Annotated in this window: 26 protein-coding genes and 1 tRNA gene; 8 read left to right on the forward strand and 19 right to left on the reverse strand. The window is 38.3% G+C overall.

The window, feature by feature from the left end:
- Positions 1-6 precede the first annotated feature (6 nt).
- Positions 7-672, reverse strand: coding sequence for a uracil-DNA glycosylase family protein (locus IEV52_RS10670; protein ID WP_188402541.1), 666 nt, complete (start codon positions 670-672; stop codon positions 7-9).
- Between the two features lie 122 nt (positions 673-794).
- Here IEV52_RS10670 and IEV52_RS10675 point away from each other — a divergent pair, with 122 nt between their 5' ends.
- Entirely contained in the window at positions 795-1,097 is a 303-nt protein-coding gene (locus IEV52_RS10675) for a HesB/YadR/YfhF family protein (RefSeq protein ID WP_229754258.1), read from the forward strand.
- On the opposite strand, the gene IEV52_RS10680 is transcribed toward IEV52_RS10675, so the two are convergent.
- The 5 genes from IEV52_RS10680 to IEV52_RS10700 form a co-directional block, all read right to left on the reverse strand.
- Positions 1,092-1,388 (reverse strand): hypothetical protein, encoded by a 297-nt coding sequence (locus IEV52_RS10680; RefSeq protein WP_188402542.1) that lies wholly within the window; start codon positions 1,386-1,388, stop codon positions 1,092-1,094. The genes IEV52_RS10675 and IEV52_RS10680 overlap by 6 nt on opposite strands.
- Positions 1,389-1,808, reverse strand: a complete 420-nt coding sequence (locus tag IEV52_RS10685; RefSeq protein ID WP_188402543.1) for an acyl-CoA thioesterase — start codon at positions 1,806-1,808, stop codon at positions 1,389-1,391.
- Positions 1,809-1,892: 84 nt separating this feature from the next.
- Complete coding sequence (gene tlp / locus IEV52_RS10690) at positions 1,893-2,129, reverse strand: small acid-soluble spore protein Tlp (RefSeq protein ID WP_188402544.1); 237 nt, start codon at positions 2,127-2,129, stop codon at positions 1,893-1,895.
- A gap of 67 nt (positions 2,130-2,196) precedes the next feature.
- A complete protein-coding gene (locus IEV52_RS10695) occupies positions 2,197-2,706 on the reverse strand; it encodes a hypothetical protein (protein ID WP_188402545.1) in 510 nt (169 codons plus the stop codon).
- Positions 2,707-2,816: 110 nt separating this feature from the next.
- A complete protein-coding gene (locus tag IEV52_RS10700; RefSeq protein ID WP_188402546.1) occupies positions 2,817-2,960 on the reverse strand; it encodes an acid-soluble spore protein N in 144 nt (47 codons plus the stop codon).
- Between the two features lie 147 nt (positions 2,961-3,107).
- On the opposite strand from IEV52_RS10700, the gene IEV52_RS10705 reads away from it, so the two are divergent.
- Complete coding sequence (locus IEV52_RS10705) at positions 3,108-3,236, forward strand: FbpB family small basic protein (protein ID WP_188402547.1); 129 nt, start codon at positions 3,108-3,110, stop codon at positions 3,234-3,236.
- Positions 3,237-3,276: 40 nt separating this feature from the next.
- Here IEV52_RS10705 and acnA read toward each other — a convergent pair whose 3' ends face one another.
- A complete protein-coding gene (gene acnA / locus IEV52_RS10710) occupies positions 3,277-6,003 on the reverse strand; it encodes an aconitate hydratase AcnA (protein WP_188402548.1) in 2,727 nt (908 codons plus the stop codon).
- 283 nt (positions 6,004-6,286) lie between these two features.
- Here acnA and IEV52_RS10715 point away from each other — a divergent pair, with 283 nt between their 5' ends.
- On the forward strand, positions 6,287-6,475 hold the full coding sequence (locus tag IEV52_RS10715) for a DUF378 domain-containing protein (RefSeq protein WP_188402549.1): 189 nt from the start codon (positions 6,287-6,289) through the stop codon (positions 6,473-6,475).
- 80 nt (positions 6,476-6,555) lie between these two features.
- Complete coding sequence (sspO, locus tag IEV52_RS10720; RefSeq protein WP_188402550.1) at positions 6,556-6,726, forward strand: small acid-soluble spore protein SspO; 171 nt, start codon at positions 6,556-6,558, stop codon at positions 6,724-6,726.
- On the opposite strand, the gene IEV52_RS10725 is transcribed toward sspO, so the two are convergent.
- Positions 6,723-6,980 (reverse strand): hypothetical protein, encoded by a 258-nt coding sequence (locus IEV52_RS10725; protein WP_188402551.1) that lies wholly within the window; start codon positions 6,978-6,980, stop codon positions 6,723-6,725. The two genes, sspO and IEV52_RS10725, sit on opposite strands and share 4 nt — an antisense overlap.
- Before the next feature lie 79 nt (positions 6,981-7,059).
- On the opposite strand from IEV52_RS10725, the gene IEV52_RS10730 reads away from it, so the two are divergent.
- On the forward strand, positions 7,060-7,200 hold the full coding sequence (locus tag IEV52_RS10730) for a small acid-soluble spore protein P (protein WP_188402552.1): 141 nt from the start codon (positions 7,060-7,062) through the stop codon (positions 7,198-7,200).
- Between the two features lie 48 nt (positions 7,201-7,248).
- Here IEV52_RS10730 and selA read toward each other — a convergent pair whose 3' ends face one another.
- On the reverse strand, positions 7,249-8,628 hold the full coding sequence (gene selA / locus IEV52_RS10735; protein ID WP_188402553.1) for an L-seryl-tRNA(Sec) selenium transferase: 1,380 nt from the start codon (positions 8,626-8,628) through the stop codon (positions 7,249-7,251).
- 54 nt (positions 8,629-8,682) lie between these two features.
- Positions 8,683-8,919: an Rdx family protein gene (locus IEV52_RS22560; protein ID WP_276208328.1), complete on the reverse strand. Its 237-nt coding sequence runs from the start codon at positions 8,917-8,919 to the stop codon at positions 8,683-8,685.
- A 92-nt stretch (positions 8,920-9,011) separates the two neighbouring features.
- Between IEV52_RS22560 and selD the strand changes: the two genes are divergently transcribed.
- Positions 9,012-10,067, forward strand: coding sequence for a selenide, water dikinase SelD (selD, locus tag IEV52_RS10745; RefSeq protein ID WP_188402554.1), 1,056 nt, complete (start codon positions 9,012-9,014; stop codon positions 10,065-10,067).
- A 32-nt stretch (positions 10,068-10,099) separates the two neighbouring features.
- Here selD and phnC read toward each other — a convergent pair whose 3' ends face one another.
- Genes phnC through selB form a run of 5 tightly spaced genes read right to left on the reverse strand, consistent with a single transcriptional unit; the run spans position 10,100 to position 15,428 of the window.
- A complete protein-coding gene (phnC, locus tag IEV52_RS10750) occupies positions 10,100-10,837 on the reverse strand; it encodes a phosphonate ABC transporter ATP-binding protein (RefSeq protein WP_188402555.1) in 738 nt (245 codons plus the stop codon).
- Between the two features lie 8 nt (positions 10,838-10,845).
- Entirely contained in the window at positions 10,846-11,604 is a 759-nt protein-coding gene (gene phnE / locus IEV52_RS10755; RefSeq protein ID WP_188402556.1) for a phosphonate ABC transporter, permease protein PhnE, read from the reverse strand.
- A gap of 9 nt (positions 11,605-11,613) precedes the next feature.
- Positions 11,614-12,510 carry a phosphate/phosphite/phosphonate ABC transporter substrate-binding protein gene (phnD, locus tag IEV52_RS10760; RefSeq protein ID WP_188402557.1) on the reverse strand — a complete coding sequence of 299 codons (897 nt, stop codon included), beginning with the start codon at positions 12,508-12,510 and terminating at the stop codon, positions 11,614-11,616.
- A 14-nt stretch (positions 12,511-12,524) separates the two neighbouring features.
- Positions 12,525-13,511 (reverse strand): glycosyltransferase, encoded by a 987-nt coding sequence (locus IEV52_RS10765; RefSeq protein ID WP_188402558.1) that lies wholly within the window; start codon positions 13,509-13,511, stop codon positions 12,525-12,527.
- A 27-nt stretch (positions 13,512-13,538) separates the two neighbouring features.
- Entirely contained in the window at positions 13,539-15,428 is a 1,890-nt protein-coding gene (gene selB, locus IEV52_RS10770) for a selenocysteine-specific translation elongation factor (protein WP_188402559.1), read from the reverse strand.
- A 404-nt stretch (positions 15,429-15,832) separates the two neighbouring features.
- Between selB and IEV52_RS10775 the strand changes: the two genes are divergently transcribed.
- A tRNA-Sec gene (locus IEV52_RS10775) sits at positions 15,833-15,929 on the forward strand.
- A 25-nt stretch (positions 15,930-15,954) separates the two neighbouring features.
- Positions 15,955-16,380, forward strand: a complete 426-nt coding sequence (locus IEV52_RS10780) for a DUF2621 domain-containing protein (RefSeq protein ID WP_188402560.1) — start codon at positions 15,955-15,957, stop codon at positions 16,378-16,380.
- 39 nt (positions 16,381-16,419) lie between these two features.
- On the opposite strand, the gene IEV52_RS10785 is transcribed toward IEV52_RS10780, so the two are convergent.
- The 4 genes from IEV52_RS10785 to IEV52_RS10800 form a co-directional block, all read right to left on the reverse strand.
- A complete protein-coding gene (locus IEV52_RS10785) occupies positions 16,420-16,884 on the reverse strand; it encodes a CcdC family protein (RefSeq protein ID WP_188402561.1) in 465 nt (154 codons plus the stop codon).
- A gap of 2 nt (positions 16,885-16,886) precedes the next feature.
- The gene (locus IEV52_RS10790; RefSeq protein WP_188402562.1) at positions 16,887-17,339 is read right to left on the reverse strand and encodes a Na(+)/H(+) antiporter subunit B; all 453 of its coding nucleotides are present in this window, start codon (positions 17,337-17,339) and stop codon (positions 16,887-16,889) included.
- Between the two features lie 27 nt (positions 17,340-17,366).
- Complete coding sequence (locus IEV52_RS10795; RefSeq protein WP_188402563.1) at positions 17,367-18,077, reverse strand: cytochrome c biogenesis CcdA family protein; 711 nt, start codon at positions 18,075-18,077, stop codon at positions 17,367-17,369.
- Positions 18,078-18,183: 106 nt separating this feature from the next.
- Positions 18,184-19,038, reverse strand: a complete 855-nt coding sequence (locus tag IEV52_RS10800) for a M15 family metallopeptidase (RefSeq protein ID WP_229754259.1) — start codon at positions 19,036-19,038, stop codon at positions 18,184-18,186.
- Positions 19,039-19,141: the final 103 nt, after the last annotated feature.

The raw sequence follows: 19,141 nt of genomic DNA on the forward strand, positions 1-19,141 counted from the left end.
TCCTTTTTAGGAGGTTCGTTTATTTCCCTCTTCCCTTATTTTATGTATAACGTCCTTATAGCGTTCTCTAGACCAGGAATTATAGGAAGGATGGGGAACCCCATAGATAATATTTAATTTATCCAGGCTTGGAATTTTGTTTACATATTTTTCAGCAAATTTTCCGCAGGGTACAATCATTGTGTCTTCTTTTGCAGCCGCTAGCAGTCTGTCTCCAAAATCCTCTTGGAGCAATTGGTCAAACGTCTCTTTGTCTTTATCTTTAAACACCTTAGCTGAACTCACTCTTACAGATTCTGCAATCTTAATCTCATCCTTAAAACTCTCTACAAAGGCAGCATCAGGAAATGCTGATTCTTGAAGAGGAAAAGGACACACATTCACTATGCCATAAATGGTTTCTTTATTTTCTGAAATAAATTGCTTTAATAATTTTCCCATTGGCAGTATATCTTCTCTTCTGAACAATTCCCTAGCCATAGATCTGCCAGAAAGACCAGCAAGCGGAACTCCTGCTTTAATCTCCTCCTTATGTGGAGATTCTAAGATAAATATCATTTTTGTATGAACGGCAATAATGTCTTTAACACTGTATAATGTCTTTGCTTCGTTAAAGAATGATTTTATATCCATTTTGATAACACTCCTTTTACATTTTACATTTTTTAACAAACCAACTCTGCCTGGTCAAGAAATTGTTGAACAAACAATATAGGTCTTTTTTATTGTTAACGGAATTACGTTATGCCACAATATCACCATCGACTACAAAGAAATACAAGGAGTGAAATCAATTGAAAATTAATATGAACGAAGATACTGCCATTCATATCATCAATGACCTGCAAGCTGATACCAATGGTTCAATCCGCTTTTTTGTCCGCCTTGGAGGATGCAGCACTGTACAAGATGGGTTTTCGTTAGGAATTACAAAAGATTCTCCTAAACATCCAGCAGCAGAGCTAACCATTCAAAAACAGAAATTTTTTATTGAAGAAGAGGATGAGTGGTTTTTTGATGGATGTGATTTAACTGTTTCTGTAAAAAATGGAGAAATCCAATATGAATTTCACAATGAAAACAATGGAAACTCATAAAAACTTCTTCAGGTCTTCACTCCTGCCTTCAAGCTTCATTATTTCTCTTTGCTTATCCCCTATCAAATCAAAATGGGGATAAGCATCTCTTTCATGAATCCACTCTTTTCTAAGTCCATATCGTTTTCCCCACTGTATTAATCTTTGAATATCCCGGCAGCCCACTTTCGTTACACTTTTCTCATGTGGAAATCGGGGATCGTACCAAAAGTGTGTTAGAAATGCAATATTGCCTGAGTTTACCTCGGATTTCCATGCAGTCAACTCCGCTCTTTTTATCCCGAAAGCCATTTATACATCCATCGCTTTCATATAAGCTTCATGCCATTCAGGAAAACATTTTTTAATTGAGATGGGGCGAAAGTTTTCTTTTTTTACACAAACATGTGTAGAGTCTCCTATTACACATAGTTCATCATCATCATTATAGATTTCATATAGATAAACCACTTTAATACCTGTGTATTCTTTAATAGCTGTTTTAATTTTGGCTTTTTGGCCGTAAGTTAATGGTTTTTTATAGGAAGCATGGATATCGGTTACTGGAGAAAGAATACCTTGAGCTTCCATATCTGCATATTTAAAGCCTAAGGATTCAATAAGTTTCGTTCTTCCAATCTCAAACCAAACTAAATAGTTGGCATGATAAACAATTCCCATCTGATCGGTTTCTGCATATCTTACATCGACGCTGGTTTCAGTGAATTTCATTTGTCTTATGTCCATCCTTTAATTTCTTTTTCTTACACTTTAGTAGAAAACGTAAAAAAAGACCAGCAAAATGCCGGTCTTTTACTATTGAAGGTCGTGCCCTTCTCTAAATGCTTTTTCTTCTTGAATCTCAATTTGGAACTGTTCGATAGACTCTTGTCTATGCTGGTTCTTTTCTTTTATCTGCTCTTTTTGACTAGCAGTGAGTTCATTATTATCCATCGTTTCATTAGCTTCTTGGATGTTCTGTTCGGTATTTTGAACCATTTGTTCAAGTCGTTCTACATTGTTGCTGCGGTCATCTGGATTGGGCTTTTGCATGATGAATTCTCCTTTTTCATTGAATTGATTTCATCATAGTGTGTGCAAAAAACCAAAAAACTTATTCTCAATTTTTTTGTAATAAAATTGGACTCATATTGGAAATACTCTTTTCACAAAGATCCGTTAGATATTTCCAGTACTCAACGACACTCTCGTCTTCCGAATTCTTCATTGTGATCTCAAGCCATGCCAATTCTTCCGCAAGCCTGATCGACGAACCAATCCAGTACTTTTTATTCTTAACCGTTATTTGAAAAGGCTCTTCAAAACGAAAAGGCAAATAAAAACCTTCCGTATTCGGATGCAAGATAATGTGCTGATAAACAGTTCCTTTAGTGAGCTTCGCATAGAACAGGAAGACTCCATCATTCTTAGCGGCTGCTTTTTTCAGCTTTTCTAAAGTCTCCACATTTCCTAATTCCATGGTGGTAATTTCTCTTTCCCAGTTCAGCTCTTCACGAAAAGGAACAAGGTGTCCCAATCGCTGCATTTCAATTTCTAATTGCCGGTATAAATAATCCTGATCATCTTTATTTTGTGATACAGGTAATGGTTTGACAGATGCCGTAATCAAACGTACCCCTCCTAATTCTTTCACTACATACATTTTTTCGACAAAATGTTTGATATATGGGAGTCACCCGTGAAATTTAGGAGAGGTAAAATTTACATTTCATTTTAATTCTATTTTCCTTTTGGAGGAACATAATCAGCATGGTCATGTGATTTATTCGCCATTTTCTTCCCGTTGTTGCTATTGCTCTCACGCGGCTGAGTTCCGATATGATTGGGTACAAAATCTTCTGGATGGCGTTTTGGATTACTCAAAGGTCTAACCCCCTTTCGTCTTCTTTACTTTTCCAATAATTAAAATCAACTATTCATCATAAATAATAAGATATTTTTTATTCAATATCTGATTATTTTGATTCTTGCTGGGCCATATTGATATTATCCCAATGAAGAGGTGTCATGATGAGAAAAAATAGAAAAATGAGCTTTCAGGAGCTCGTGGATGAAAATAAGAGGCAGCTATTAAAGGACGAAACGTACATTGAACAGCTTGAAAAAAAGCTGGATGAAAAGCATACAAAAAATGCATAAAAAAAATCCTTTGCCTGTTTGAGGCAAAGGATTTTTATTATTAGTTTTGAGTTTGAGAAGAATGTGCCAATTTATTGCGAAGTACCATTGGGAGAATACCGCCATGACGATAGTACTCAATTTCAACCTCACTATCAAAACGGGCAATTACTTCAAATGTTTTCTCTGATCCATCTTCAAATACAGCTGTAACTTGAACAAGGTCACGAGGTTTAACATTTTCATCAACCTGAACCGTGAACGATTCTTTCCCCGTTAAACCAAACGTTTCTGCATTTTCTCCATCTTTAAATTGTAGAGGAAGCACACCCATCAACACAAGGTTGCTGCGGTGAATACGTTCAAAGCTTTCAGCAAGTACCGTTTGAATACCGAGTAATGTTGTACCTTTTGCTGCCCAGTCACGGGATGATCCCATTCCGTAATCTTTTCCTGCAATAACCATAAGGCCAGTTCCATTCTCTTTGTATTTCATTGCTGCATCATAAATGCTCATCACTTCGTTAGTCGGCCAATATGTTGTCCAACCACCTTCAGTACCAGGAGCAACAGCGTTACGGATACGGATATTTGCAAATGTTCCACGCATCATTACTTCATGGTTGCCGCGTCTTGAACCATAAGAGTTAAAGTCACGAGGCTCAACACCATTTTTAATTAAATATCTTCCTGCTGGAGTATCTTTACCGATTGCTCCTGCCGGAGAAATGTGGTCAGTGGTTACTGAATCACCAAACTTAGCGATCAGCTTCAGATCTTTAAGAGGTTGAATCTCTTTAAGTTCTGCAGAAAGTTCTTCGAAAAATGGCGGGTTTTGAATGTAAGTTGAAGAAGTATCAAAACCATATAACTGATCGGCTGAAGTCTTCAGTTCGTTCCAGCGTTCGTTCTCGTCAAATACACGCTCGTATTCTTTCTTGAACAATTCCGGAGTAACTGCTTTGTTCATTGCTTCATTAATTTCTTCTGTCGATGGCCAGATGTCTTTAAAGTAGACTTCGTTCCCATCTTTATCTGTTCCGAATGAATCAGATTGAAGGTTGAAGTTAACTGTCCCTGCAAGTGCATAAGCAACTACTAATGGCGGTGAAGCCAGATAGTTTGCTTTAACAAGCGGATGAATACGTCCTTCAAAGTTTCTGTTACCAGAAAGAACAGATGTAACAGTTAGATCATTTTTAGAGATCGCATTTTCAACTTCTAGAGCTAATGGACCTGAGTTACCGATACATGTTGTACAGCCATAACCTACAAGGTTAAATCCTAACTGATCCATGTAGCTCATCAAGCCAGCCTCTTCTAGATAGCGTGTAACTACTTTTGATCCTGGTGCTAATGATGTTTTTACATATCCAGGAACTTTCAAGCCTTTTTCAACAGCTTTTTTAGCTACTAATCCTGCCCCTAGCATTACATAAGGGTTAGATGTATTCGTACAGCTCGTAATCGCGGCGATTGCTACAGCACCTGTTTTCATTGTGGACGTTTCGTTACCAGGGTGTTTAACAACCACTTCTCTGTTGATCTCATCTGCAGTTAAACCAAACCCTGCATTACCTTGAGGTGCAACAAGCGCTTTGTTAAAGCTGTCTTTCATTTGAGATAATGGAATCAAATCCTGAGGACGTTTAGGACCAGACAAGTTTGGTTCGATCTCAGAAAGATTGATCTCAACAACGTCTGTAAAATCAGGATCAGCATCTCCAGCTGTATAGAACAATCCGTTTGCTTTGCAATATGCTTCAACAAGCTGGATTTGTTCTTCTGTTCTGCCAGTCAGGCGTAAATAGTTTAGAGCTTCTTCATCGACTGGGAAGAACCCGCAAGTTGCTCCATACTCAGGTGCCATGTTTGATACCGTTGCACGGTCAGCAAGAGGCATTTCTGCAAGCCCAGGTCCGAAGAATTCTACGAATTTCCCAACTACTTTCTTCTCACGCAGAACTTGTGTTACTTTAAGTGCCAAGTCAGTTGCTGTCGTTCCATTTGGAAGTGAGCCTGTGAGCTTAACACCAATAACCTCAGGTACTGGGAAATAAGAAGGCTGGCCTAACATTCCTGCTTCTGCTTCAATTCCGCCAACACCCCATCCAAGTACACCAAGACCATTGATCATGGTTGTATGAGAATCCGTACCTACCAATGAATCTGGGAATGCGACTGTCTCCCCTTCTGATTCGCTTGTAAGGACAACTGGCGCTAAGTATTCTAAGTTAACTTGGTGAACGATACCAGTTGCAGGAGGTACTGCACGGTAGTTATCAAACGCAGATTGAGCCCAGCTTAAAAGCTTATAACGTTCTTCGTTTCGGGCAAATTCAAGATTCATGTTGAAAGCTAGAGAATCTTCTGTTCCTGCCTTATCGACTTGAACAGAGTGGTCAACAACAAGGTCAACCGGAATCTCAGGATTGATCTGTGAAGGATCTCCACCCATGTCTTTCATTGCTTTTCGAAGTGATGCTAAGTCAACAACTGCAGGCACTCCTGTAAAGTCTTGAAGGATGACACGTGAAGGTTTGAAAGGAACATCAATGTCTTTCAGTTCACTCGTACCCCACTTGGCAAGGTTTTCCACGTGTTCTTTGTTAATTACTTTTCCATCAAACTGTCTTAATACGGATTCCAATAATACTTTTACAGAGTAGGGTAATTTTGATACGTTACCAATTCCCGCTTCTTCTAACGCTCCTAAACGGTAATAGCTATATTCCTTACCGTTAACATCAAAAGTAGAACGGGCATTAAATACATCATTCTTTTTCATGTTCCACTCTCTCCCTTCAGTAACAATCATACACGATTATGAGAAAAATTGTCGAAAAAATGTGTTCAATTTCCTATCATCTGACACAAAATCTTTTTTTCCCTCTATTATCATACGTAAAACCCTTTCATAAGTAAAATAGTTAATCGTTATCAATCGACATAAGTTTTTCTTATTGCTGGTTCACTCACCTCCTTCTGCACCTCTGCATATATTGAATTACGTAATACATTTTTTGTTTTTCGACCAAAAAATGTCTTATTCAGATGGGAGGGAAACACTGATGGATTGGTTAAATAAATTAGCTTGGTTGCTCGTTGTAATCGGCGCTTTAAACTGGGGATTAATCGGCCTTTTTGATCTTAACGTTGTTACCGAAATTTTTGGAAGCGCTGCCACACTAACAAAGGTAATCTACAGCCTTGTAGGATTATCTGGTCTATGGCTACTCATTTCTAAATATAAATCTTGAATGTAAAGAAGCACTCCTTTATTTGGAGTGCTTCTTCTTTTTTTGTTTGCACAAACTAAGAACAACGGAGGTGAAACAAAATGGGAAGAAATAAAGCAAATCATATACGTCCTGGCATGAATGCTGCTAAAGCTCAAGGCAAAGGTGCAGGGTATGAAACAGAATTCGGCAACGAAGCACTAACCTTGCCCAACGAGAAGTTAAGTGAAGCAGAACGTCAAAACAACAAGAAAACGAAGAAACGTCATTAAGGCTTTGGAAATTGATCTTGAAGCTGCTGAAGTTCGCGTAAGTAATTCATCAATTGTGGCTGTTGATGTTCAGATGCAGTCTCTAGAGCATTTTGAATTTGTTGACAAGCCTTTTCATTCTCAGTCATAAAATGATTGTAGAATACACCATATTCACTATTTGACGCATCTAATTGTTTAGATACTTCAATCGTGTGATGGTAACCTTGCTCTGCTGCTTGATATGCTTGTTGTTTGTCTTTATGATAGGGCATAATAACCTTCCTTTTTTGGTTTGATATACCTTTAAGCTTCCAATAATAATCATAATTATTCAAAAGGAGGGCTTTTTTTATGACGGAACGTAACACGTTCAAAGATATTCGAAAGGTTGTCCCAAAAGGAGAAAATCCTAGTCAGCCTGCTCCGATGAGTGGTTCTAAAAAGGTAAAACAACGAAACCATACCGGTCAAAACCATGGTGAAGGCCGTTAATGATTATAAAAAGGCTAACAAAGTATAGTACTTTGTTAGCCTTTCTTATTAATGTAAAGAATGAATGGCCTCAAGGATGACTGGAATTTCATCATCTGTTACTGTTCTTAGATCTATCAGTACTTCTTCACCTTTGATCCTTACAATGATAGGTGTTTGAAATTCTCTAAAATGATGAGCTAAATAATCAGCTCCTTTTTCATGAGACAGTCTGAGACAAAATGTAGGAAGTTCTACATCTGGCATTGTACCCCCGCCTACTTGAGAGAAATCTTCTGTAACGGCTAACGATAATCCGGGTATATTTTTAATTTGATCTTTTAGCCTAATTGCTTTTTCCCTGATCTCATCAGCTGTCATTAATATATCTCTTACGGTTGGTATGGTCATGTGCTCTCCATTTAAATAGGCATTGATCGTTTCATTCAATGCTGCGATCGTAAATTTATCCACTCTTAAAACTCTTGCAAGCTGATGCTTTTTTAATTGATCGATGATCTCTTTTTTTCCTGCAATAATCCCAGCTTGCGGACCGCCTAATAGTTTATCTCCACTAAACGATACAACATCAATCCCTTGACCTATAACAGAGGACACTAATGGTTCTCCCCCAATACCATGCATATGAAACGGATAGAGTGCACCGCTTCCCAGATCTTCATATACGACTATTTTTGGATGTTTCTCTTTTAACTCCAATAGCTCACTAGATGGAATATCTTTTGTAAATCCGACTATTTTAAAATTACTCGTATGCACTTTCATGATCATTGCGGTACATTCAGTGATCGCATTCTCATAATCAAAAAGATGCGTTTTGTTCGTCGTTCCAACTTCACGTAAGTATGCTCCACTCTCTTCCATAATAGAAGAAACACGAAAAGAACCGCCTATCTCTACAAGCTCACCTCTTGAAACAATCACTTCTTTATTCTTGGCAAGTGCTTTTAACACAAGATAAACCGCTGCGGCATTATTGTTAACGACCATCGCTGCTTCTGCTCCTGTTGCACGTTTAATTAGTTCCTCTGTAAGGTCATGCCGGGATCCACGTTTTCCTTTTTCGAGATTAAATTCTAAGTTGGAATACATTTGAGCAGTTTCTGACATGCGCATTACGCTTTTATTACTAAGTCTGGAACGGCCAAGATTCGTATGTATGACGATCCCGCTGGCATTAATAATAGTACGAATCTGGTGTGTAGGATTCATTAAGCTTCTTTTTGCTGAATTCTTAATTAGTTCTTGCAGATCAGCTTTCAAGTCAATGTCATCTTTTTCCGAAAGTATATTTTTTCGCCAATGTTTAATAGCATCCTGAACAGCACGTGTAATTTCTTTTTCGGGTTTGCCACTCACTTCAAGACTGATATCTTTTACAACTTCATGGACAGCAGGCAGCTGCCTTAACAGATCTGATTTTGTCAAGATGAAACTCCTCCTTACAGGCTATAAAGAAACCAGTAAGGAGGGTTTCTTCATTTAGGCCTTCAGTTTTTCAAGTTCTGAAATAATTAATTCATGCTCCGGAAATTCACCGGTTTCCTTTTTTGAATAAATCTTATGTCCATTAACTGAAACCTCAAAAACTCCTCCAGAACTTGGAACTAACTCAAGTGATGGAATCTGGGAACGAAAATGGTTAAACAGGTCTTCCGCGAGACTCGCGGCTTTTGGTGCAAAGTTTCACATCATACAGAATTCAATACTTATCTTCATGATTCTTCCTCCTTTTTAAGACTATTTTAGTATATCCATAGGCAATAAACAAAAAAAATGTTTATACTAAAAATAGGAGGTGTCTAAGATCTATGACAAGCAAAGATAAAGTACGACTCACTCACCTTTCTTCAAAAGGCGGTTGAGGCTGTAAAATTGGTCCAGAAGACCTGGCGCAAGTTTTGCGTCATCTACCAGAACGTGAATACGACCCTAACCTATTAGTTGGCCTTGATACATCAGATGATGCTGGGGTATACAAATTAACAGAAGATTTAGCTATGATCCAGACAGTAGATTTCTTTACACCGATCGTAGATGATCCTTATATGTTCGGACAGATCGCTGCAGCGAATTCTCTGAGCGATGTTTATGCTATGGGAGGGCGACCCACTACTGTGATGAACATAGTAGGTTTTCCTATCAAGACATTAGGACATGATGTACTCGCAGAAATACTTAAAGGTGCTTCTGACAAAGTAAAAGAGTCAGGTGCCGTATTAGTAGGCGGCCATTCGATCGATGATACAGAGCCTAAGTTTGGCTTATCTGTAACAGGGCTTGTTCACCCTAATAAAGTATTCAAGAATGTTGGTGCAAAGCCTGGTGATGTTCTAGTGTTAACAAAACCAATCGGTGTTGGAATACAAACGACTGCCATAAAAAAAGACAAGCTTACAGACGAGCAGCTTCAGCTTGTAACTGAGACGATGGCGTCATTGAATAAAACAGCAGCAGAATGTTTGGAAGGCTTATCTCCAAATGCAGTTACTGATGTAACCGGATTTGGACTTCTCGGTCATGCAACTGAAATGGCTAAAGGTACAGGCGGTATCACGATTTCAATTGATTTTAAGAACGTGCCTTTATTACCGGGAACTAAAGAACTTGCACAAGCTGGAATTGTTCCTGGCGGATCAAAAGCGAATCATCGCTGGATTCAAGATGATGTGGTTTACGGGGAACACCTTGAAGAATGGCAACAGTGGATTTTATGCGATGCTGTAACTTCTGGAGGTTTGTTAGTAAGTCTACCTGAAGAAGAAGCCCCTGAATATTTAGCTAAACTTCATGCGGCAGGTAATCAAAACGCGAAGATCGTCGGACATGTTTCAGAACTGGCTGAAAAACCGATCATAGCCAACTAAGAAAAAACTCCGGAACCATTTCCGGAGTTTTTTTAGTAATTATAGATTTCTGCGAACATCTTTTCATCAAACTCTTCTGGTATACCATCAAAGACAAGTTTCCCCTCTTTAAGTGCAATAATTCGTGTAGCAAATTTCTTTGCAAGAACTACATCATGTACATTTATGATGGATACTAAGTTCCGTTTATTATGTGTTTCTTTTAGAAGATAAAATATTCTCTCAGCTGTTCCAGGATCTAAACTAGCAACAGGTTCATCGCCTAGAAATACCTTTGGGTTTTGAACAAGTGCTCTTGCTATAGCCACTCTTTGTTTTTGTCCCCCGCTCAGCTTCTCAACTCTTCGTGTAGGCTCAACTGTTAATTCGACTTGGTTAATCGCTTCTATTGCTGTCATTCGATCAGAAGAATTAAATAGACCAAGCAAATTTTCATATGACTTCTTATATCCGAACAAACCCGTTAAGATATTTTGCACAACACTCATTCTTGGGATTAAATTAAAATGCTGAAAGATCATCCCTGTTTTCCGGCGAACCTCTAAATTCTCTTTATGCGTCATCTCGGACAGAGATTTGTCATCCCATTTAACACTGCCTTCTGTTACGGGCTGCAGACCATTAATGCATCTGATAAATGTTGATTTTCCTGCACCGCTTTTTCCTAAAACGCAAACAAATTCTCCTTTTTGAAAAGAAACATTCACATTCTGTATAGCAGGCTTAGTTGTACCAGGATACAATACTGAGACATTTTCAAATTTAATCATCTAATCACCTAAATAACCTTTTCCCGTATTTTCCCACCCATATAATCTACTAAGATAACCATGATCATAATAAGCAGAACGTCTACAGATACAAGCTGATATTGAAACGTTTTGAAATGAATAAACAACTGCTGACCGATTCCGCCGCCACCGATCAATCCTAAAATAAGAGAAGTACGGATAGCTACTTCAAAACGGTAAAAAAATTGAGATAGCACATTCGGCCAAATTTGAGGCAGTACGCCAAACAAGTTTCCGATCCACTTTTTCGCTCCTACAGCAGACATGGCTTCTATCGGGCCTTTATCCGCTGCTTCGATCAGCTCCGAAATCAGTTTTCCTAAAACACCAATATTATGAAGTACAATGGCGATGACTGCAGGAAATGGGCCAAGTCCTAATGTGGTTAACAGGATTAAACCAAACACAAATTCAGGTACTGAACGCAAGAAACTGAGAAAAAACCTTGTGATCGTATAGATTATGCGATTATTGCTCGTATTTCGAGCAGCATAAAAACTTAACGGAAGTGCGATGATTAAACCAAATAAGCTCCCCAAAAATGCGATTGCGATGGTTAATAAGCTTTCTTGAAACAAAAAGGGAAGACTTTCTGTGTTCATTGGAAACCATTTAGACAGAAAGTCACTCATATTTTGAAAGTCTTTAAACTTTGATAAATCAAACTCTGTCAATCTCATGCTTAATAGTACAACTACTAGTAAGCCCAAAAAGACAATAAATTGCCTCCTCTTAAACCAAACCATTTTTCCCCTCTATTCTTTGATCAAGCCTTCTTTTATTGCTGCTTTACGGATACTTTCGTAATCTTTATTATCAGCTTTTGTAAATCCTGTTGCACCAAAAGCATCCAGAATCTCTTTATCTTTTATGTCTAAGAAGATATTTTGAAGGTCCTTCATTGTTTCGGAATCTGTATTTTTTGAAACTGCCCAAGGATATTGAAACAGCTTCTCTGACTTCCAGATCACTTTAAACTGATCCCCATCAATCGATCCTTCTTCGATCAGCTTGTCATAAATAGCACTGTCAATCGCACCAACATCAACCTGTTTATTTTGTACTGCTAATGCTGTCGCATCATGTGATCCCGTAAATCGTACGTTATTGAAATTATTCTCCGATTCGCTTTTATAGACACCCTCATCTTTTAACTTAATACTTGGTATCAAGGAACCTGAAGTTGAAGAAGGATCACCAAAAGCAAATTTGACATCTTTCACATCAGCGATCATATCATCGATCGTCTCGTATTTGCTGTCTTTATGCGTGATCAGATAGGAATAATAAAACGGTTCCCCTTTTATCAGCTGAGTAACAATCGCTTTTGCACCACTTTCTTTATGTGCAACAACATATGTAAGCGGACCGAAATATGCCATATCGATCTTATCGTAATTCATCGCTTCGACTACACCATTGTAGTCAGGATAAGAAGTGATTTTTACTTCTCGATCCAACTTCTCGCTTAGTACACCCTGAAGGTTATCTAGCGCACCTTTCATCTCACCTTCTGTTTGAGCAGGAATAACTCCGATTGTAAACGTCTCATCTTTATTACTCGCCCCTTGCTCATTTGTTTCCTCTTTCTTTGTACCGCATGCTGAAAGGATGATGGTAAGGGCAATTAAAATCAATCCTATTTTTTTCAATAGTATTCTCTCCTTTAATGTTTATATAAGTGTAAATATGAATTTATTTCCTGTTTAATAGTGTGGTTTTCTACTATGGTTTGATACCCGTTTTTAACTAGTACTTCATAAACATTTTTGTCTGATAGTACTTTTTTCAAAGATTCGTATAGCTCTTCATGAGTTTGAAAGAGCATGCCGTTAACATGTTGTTGAATGATGCTCGAATTACCTGTATTCACCCTGGCAATTACGGGTTTACCCAAACTCATAGCTTCCAGTATGGACGTTGGCTGACCTTCGGATATGGAGGTGTTTAATACAATATCAGCCCACTCGTAAAGCTCTTTCATTGTGGACAAATCTACTTCAGATGAATAACGAAGCCAACTATTTCTCTTTGTCGCGTCATGAACTTGACAATAAACGTTTTGATCTAAATTCGCCCCTACGATTAAAAAAGTGATGTCTGGAAAATCCTCTTTTAATTTTTGGATGCTCTTACATGCGAATAAAACATCTTTAACCGGCCGAAGTCCTGCAGGTAATAAAATATTTGGACTTCCTGCAGGCAGGTTGAGTTCTTCTTCAGAACCTCCTGTTTCAGGAAGATAGACACTTTGCGGAATCACATGAACAAACTCCTCTTTTAAACCATGATCCTTTACTAGCATAGATTTAGCTTGGTTTGAAAAAACAGTAACTGCTTTTGCTTTAATCAGAAATGGAAGATATCTATTCCTGTCTTCTGCTAATGAATGATTGATATCTGTCCCGCCAGACGTCACAATATACGGTTTGCTCAACGTTAAATCATAATTTTCTGCCCAATCAACAAAACGGGCGAATTGCAGAATATGAATTACATCGGCGTTCTCCATACATTGTATAACACTGGAATCATAAGCCATTTCCTCATATGCAAATACGTTTATGTTTACCTCATCAGATAAACCATGTTCTAACCTTCTAGCTGTAGTGGCATTTCCGCGGTTTTGATAATAATACGGTGTAAAAAACATAACGCGCTTTATAGGATTGCTCAAGTTTTACACCCATTTCCTCAAATTTGAATCTCTCACAGTATACCCTTTTGCATCCATACATTCCAAAATCGGAATTAGAAATTTTCTAGAGGTATCCAATGCAGCCTTCGCTTCTTGAACGGTAAAACCCTCATTCGTCTTTCTTCGCAAACAGTCAACCGCTGTTTCAAAAACATTTTGGCTTAGCAGCACTTCATCAAACAATAAGACTGCTTTTTTTGTTTTGATCAAAAAATATTTGAAATCTGAATACAGATCCTCTGGTATCTGCTGACCTTTAAAAATGTTCAGCATATCATCAGGTTCAAGTTTCATATCTTCTAAAAGATGAAGGACCCTGGACATTCTCTTTTCCCACTTCTCAGGAAACCTCGGTATAAAGTCTAGCAAGTGTACAAACTGATCGGTTAAGGAAATGTCATTTTCCTTCTCCCATTGTTCTATAAAACCATTAACTGCTTTTTGAGGAAGTTTCGCTTTAAACATTTGCACAATCTCTGCTTTTGGAATTCCTTGTCGCAGAGGAAAATCATTATGAAAGGTGTGCAATCGGGCTAATAATTCAGATTTCAAATATCGTACGGCTGAATCTGCACAATACAATCCTTGTATGTGATGTATAGAACCCGTACTTAAAAGTTCAGTCAACACTTCTTGCAAACTTTGATCATCGATCCCTGTGGACCTCGCAACTTCAGATTCTGTTAACGAACCTTCTTTTTCTAATGTTTGCAGAACTCTTTCATGAGGAGTTCCTTCATATTTACTTCTTAGGATGTCAACCGTCTTCATTCCAAACCTGTATGTGGATGCGTTTGGATCAATGACTTTGCCGCCTCCGATGGTCTCTTCAGGGGAGGGGCGTCTGATGATAAACCGATCGCCGCGTTTGGTTACAATCTCCTCATCTAACCTTACTTGGCAGAAGATATCGTCTATATCTTTTTCAAGTTCATTCCGGTCAAAAAAGACGATTTTCCCCATCACTTCAGATGTACCTGTATAGAATTTAACCGGTGACCGCTGTTTTAGTTTACCTGACCATCCGTTGCCCGTTGAAAGAACAATATCAACGGTATTCGTTTCTGAATAAACATCAGGTGACAGTAAAACATGACCTCTCTTCAAATCTGTTCTTGATCCTCCCGAAATATTGATCGCTGCCCTTTGTCCTGCTTTTGCTTGGTGTACATCTTGTTTATGAACCTGCATCTTGCGGATCTTCACCTTTTCATTCCCAGGCTGAATCACTAAGTCATCACCTTCATGGACTTCACCTTCATATACGGTTCCACGTATTACAGTTCCATGCCCCTTAACTGTAAAAATGTGATCAATCGGCATACGGAAAGGCCCGTAAGAAGATCGTACTTGTGTATCTTGTAGGAGGCTGCCAATCACAGTCTTTAACTGGCCAATCCCAGACATGGAAATGCTATCTACAAAATGAACAGGAAACGTTTCAAAAGCAGATGATTTCGTAAGCTCTAGGATTTCCTCTTCCACTAACAGCTTCATCTCATCATCAATCAGATCCGATTTCGTAACAACGATAATTCCCTTATCAATCCCCAAAAATGAAAGGATTTCAAAATGTTCCCGCGTTTGTGGCATCACGCCCTCATCAGCTGCAATAACAAATAGAACGATATCTATACCTGCTACACCCGCTATCATTTGACGGATCAACTTTTCATGCCCTGGTACATCAACAATGGATGTATGAATTTCATCTGTTAGCGGAAATGGTGCAAACCCTGGTTCGATGGTAATCTTTCTTGCTTTTTCTTCTTTTAATGTATCTGTATCTATACCGCTTAAAGCCTTTGTTAGTGTCGTTTTCCCATGATCGATATGACCTGCCATGCCGATCGTATAATACTTAACTGTCATTATTTTAACCACCTATATGTACATACTCTTTTCCACTTTATGAAAAGCACATGTAAAAAACAAGAATAATGCATTTTTTTAGATCAGTTAGATCAGATAGGACGATGAGCTATCTCATTATTTCCCAGAACCTTATACACGCATGTATATTTATACATCACAGTTATACACACAGGTTATCCACAGAACAAGTTATTCACACTTGTCCACAGATAAAACTGTTATAGTGCATTAAAATGTCTGTTATACTGAGTTTGCTGTTATAGTGTTTTTCTTAAACTGTATTAGTGTTCGTATATTAATTTTCGACATTTTTCCCCTCCCCTCCTCTGTCACTTAAGACTCCACTCTTGTCCTTATGGCTAAGAATCATGTATAATGCAAGAGCGAGCAAGAGAATTTATGGGGCCAGATGTGTAGCTGGTGCTTGCCTGGGTCTTCAAAACCTTTTGGGAGGCGCGTGCCGTCTCCGGTGGGTTCGATTCCCACATGGTCCCGCCAAAATAATACATACGAGGTGGACGCATTGTCTGGATGGTTCATCACTTTTATCGTCTTATGGTCCGTTTTCTTATTCACCATGTTTGCCATCGGCGGGTATTTTATGTTCCGTAAATTCTTAAAACGCCTACCTAAAGAAGATGGCAAATCCATATTGGACTGGCAGGAACATTATATTAACCAAACCATTCATCTGTGGAATGAAGATCAAAAGAAGCTATTAAATGAATTGGTTGCTCCGGTTCCTGAATTATTCCGTGATGTCGCGAAGGAAAAAATTGCGGGTAAGATTGGAGAATTAGCCCTTCAAGAGAATGCAAGTTCGATGTCTCTCGACTTGATCGTTCGAGGCTATATCATTGCTACTCCAAAGCGTGATCATAAATGGCTGATTAGGACTTTAAAAAAGAAAAATATCGATATTGAACCTTATCAATCCCTGCTAGCATAAAGAACCCCTGAATCAAAAGATTCAGGGGTTTTCTTTTTATTAAAGTGCGATTTCATTTTTCTTTTTCATAAATAAAAACAGCATAGCTAGCCGCCAAGGTAAGATCATACCGAAAGCGACAATAAAAAACAACGAGCTGGTTTCAAAGATTGATATGGCAGAACCAATGTACCACTTTAATGCCAAACGGATAGCAAACAATCCAATAATAATAAAGATAAAAGCTTTGGATCGTACAAGATAAACATGATCCCCTTTTATCTCGAACTTACTCGTCATGATTAAAAAGATAGAGAACATGATACCGACAAGAAAGGCCTCCCCTGCTTCGATCCATGTTACTTGAAAAACAGGAATAGCAAACTGAAGAAAGCCAGTACTCATCGCTAATGGTGGAAGGATAATCCTTTTAGATGAAACAGGTTCCCTGGTTTCTTTCATTCGAAAATTAAAAACGATAACAGCCATGATTATGGCAAAACAGGTGCTTGCAATAAAAAACACGATTAGTTCCCTTCCTCTGCTTCTCTCTCGATCTTATCTTCTGCAATAGAGAGGATAATGGTCATAGTAACTCCGATTACAGTTAAATAGACACCTAAGTCAAACAGCATGGCTGTGGCAAGTTCAGTTTTGCCTAATAAAGGAAAATGAAAATAAGCAAAAGTGTGACTTAAGAAAGGAACTCCCAGCAAAAAGGAGCCTGCTCCAGTCAGAACTGCTATTAATAGCCCAGCTGCAATCATATAAGTGAAATTTATAGGTAAAATTCTATGTACAGGCTGAAGACCGTAGGAAATGTATAAAAGCAGGAATCCGCCCGCTCCCATCAATCCCCCGATGAAACCTCCGCCAGGTGCATTATGTCCTGAGAACAACATGTTAACAGAAAAAGCTAAAATAACAAAGACTATAATAGTAGTAGTTGTTTTTAAGATAAGGTTGTTAGAACTTTGCAAAAAGTATTACTCCTTTCTTTAATAATCTTAAAAACCTTGAAACCCTCCAAAAACCTTGTTGGTTAAAAATGAAGTTAAATGTGTCATCCAATCAAAGTAAAGCAATACTCCCATTAGTACCATCAGGCTGCCGCCAATCACCATAAATTGACGATTAAATCTTTTGATCGCTTTTAGTTTGTCCAAAAAGAAGCTCAATACAAAGAACGGAACAGCAAAACCTAATACATAAGCAATCATGTATGTTAAGGATGCAGCTGGGTTCGATACTCCTAAAGCAATTACTCCAGCTAATATCGGCCCCATACAAGGTGTCCACCCTGCAGCAAACCCTATTCCTATCAAAATGGAGCCCGCATACCCTGTTGGCCGTGACTGAAACCTTACTTTTTTATCCTTCATCAAAAAAGTAGGTGATAGGAATCCCATGACAACTAGACCAAAAAAGATGATAACAATCGCACCTATTTGTCTTAATAATGTTTGGTACTCTACAAAGATATCACCGATAATGGTTGTTGATAATCCAAGGACGATAAATATGATCGAGAAACCTAATAAAAAGAATGTTGTATGTAAAAGCGCCCTTTTTCTAAGCATCGCATGCTCTTCTTTTAGTTCTTGAACAGATATGCCTGTAATATAAGACAAGAATGCTGGGTACAGCGGCAGGCAGCATGGTGATATAAAGGATAACAGACCTGCACCAAATGCAAGCCATATATTGAGATCGTTCATTTACAGAAGCTCCTTTTTTTCAGTTCTCTCTCTATCTTAATGGGAATAGCCAATTTGTTCAAACATTAAGAAAGACAGCTATAAGAAAGCTGTCTTTCAAATTTAATTATGGTTTTTGTAAATATTCTTCAAGCACGATGCCCTGTTCATGGATTTTTTTAGCATGTTCCACACCTACATATCGAAGATGCCATGGCTCATACTTATAACCTGTAATCTCTTCTTTCCCTTTTAGGTACCTGATGATAAACCCATACTTATGTGCATTCTCAGCGAGCCATTTCCCTTCTTTTGTTTCACCGAATGCTTCAACGAGTTCATAGTTTACTTCAGGGGATGTCACATCCATGGAAAGACCTGTTTGATGTTCACTCTGTCCAGGCTTTGAGCTGGTCTTATTCGCTACTTCTTCCCCTTTTTGTTCAGCGTTGTAAGCGAATATGGATACTTGTGTGTCATATGAACGGTAACCTGACTGAGCTAGTAAATTCATGCCTTTGTCTTCAGCGGCTTTAAACAAAACTTCTAAGGAAAGTGCTGCTTCTTTTCGTAACTTCTTCTTCGGCAGATCTTCCTTAAACGGGAATGGAACGTTTGGTGTGACCAGATCCTTTGGTTCATAATCTGCAGGTAAATTTCTTTCTTTATTGGCAACAATCAAAAGATCTTCCAGATTCTGTACAACCGCTTTTCCATCGCCTGCAACGGTAACGGTTTCTTCAAGCCATGGAAGATCAGCTTGTTGGGCCGGCTGCTCTTCATTTGGTTGTTCTTTTGGTTCTTCTTGTGGTTCATCCGTTTTAGGTTTCGTTTGTTCGTTTGATATCTTTTTATCCTTTTCATTAGTTGATTCATCATTAAAAGCGGCATTCCATTGTTTTTCAGCCCAATCGACCGGCTTACAAGCAGAGAGGATTAACACGCTTCCAATAAGTATTGATGACAAAACATAGTTCTTCAAGTACTCTCATCCCTTTATTTAGTTTGTCTGTATGGTGTATGCTATCTTATCATAGGATAATTTGCAAATATGTCAATGTTTATCGTGATATGTTCATATATTT

The organism is Fictibacillus barbaricus (genome assembly GCF_014635025.1).
GTDB lineage: Bacteria > Bacillota > Bacilli > Bacillales > Fictibacillaceae > Fictibacillus > Fictibacillus barbaricus.

Coding starts and splice junctions, on each gene's coding strand:
- IEV52_RS10680 (WP_188402542.1), bottom strand. CDS start 1,388: ATGGCTTTCGGGATAAAAAGAGCGGAGTTGACTGCATGGAAATCCGAG.
- IEV52_RS10685 (WP_188402543.1), bottom strand. CDS start 1,808: ATGAAATTCACTGAAACCAGCGTCGATGTAAGATATGCAGAAACCGAT.
- tlp (WP_188402544.1), bottom strand. CDS start 2,129: ATGCAAAAGCCCAATCCAGATGACCGCAGCAACAATGTAGAACGACTT.
- IEV52_RS10705 (WP_188402547.1), top strand. CDS start 3,108: ATGAGAAAAAATAGAAAAATGAGCTTTCAGGAGCTCGTGGATGAAAAT.
- acnA (WP_188402548.1), bottom strand. CDS start 6,003: ATGAAAAAGAATGATGTATTTAATGCCCGTTCTACTTTTGATGTTAAC.
- IEV52_RS10715 (WP_188402549.1), top strand. CDS start 6,287: ATGGATTGGTTAAATAAATTAGCTTGGTTGCTCGTTGTAATCGGCGCT.
- sspO (WP_188402550.1), top strand. CDS start 6,556: ATGGGAAGAAATAAAGCAAATCATATACGTCCTGGCATGAATGCTGCT.
- IEV52_RS10725 (WP_188402551.1), bottom strand. CDS start 6,980: ATGCCCTATCATAAAGACAAACAACAAGCATATCAAGCAGCAGAGCAA.
- IEV52_RS10730 (WP_188402552.1), top strand. CDS start 7,060: ATGACGGAACGTAACACGTTCAAAGATATTCGAAAGGTTGTCCCAAAA.
- phnC (WP_188402555.1), bottom strand. CDS start 10,837: ATGATTAAATTTGAAAATGTCTCAGTATTGTATCCTGGTACAACTAAG.
- phnE (WP_188402556.1), bottom strand. CDS start 11,604: ATGGTTTGGTTTAAGAGGAGGCAATTTATTGTCTTTTTGGGCTTACTA.
- IEV52_RS10765 (WP_188402558.1), bottom strand. CDS start 13,511: ATGTTTTTTACACCGTATTATTATCAAAACCGCGGAAATGCCACTACA.
- selB (WP_188402559.1), bottom strand. CDS start 15,428: ATGACAGTTAAGTATTATACGATCGGCATGGCAGGTCATATCGATCAT.
- IEV52_RS10795 (WP_188402563.1), bottom strand. CDS start 18,077: ATGAACGATCTCAATATATGGCTTGCATTTGGTGCAGGTCTGTTATCC.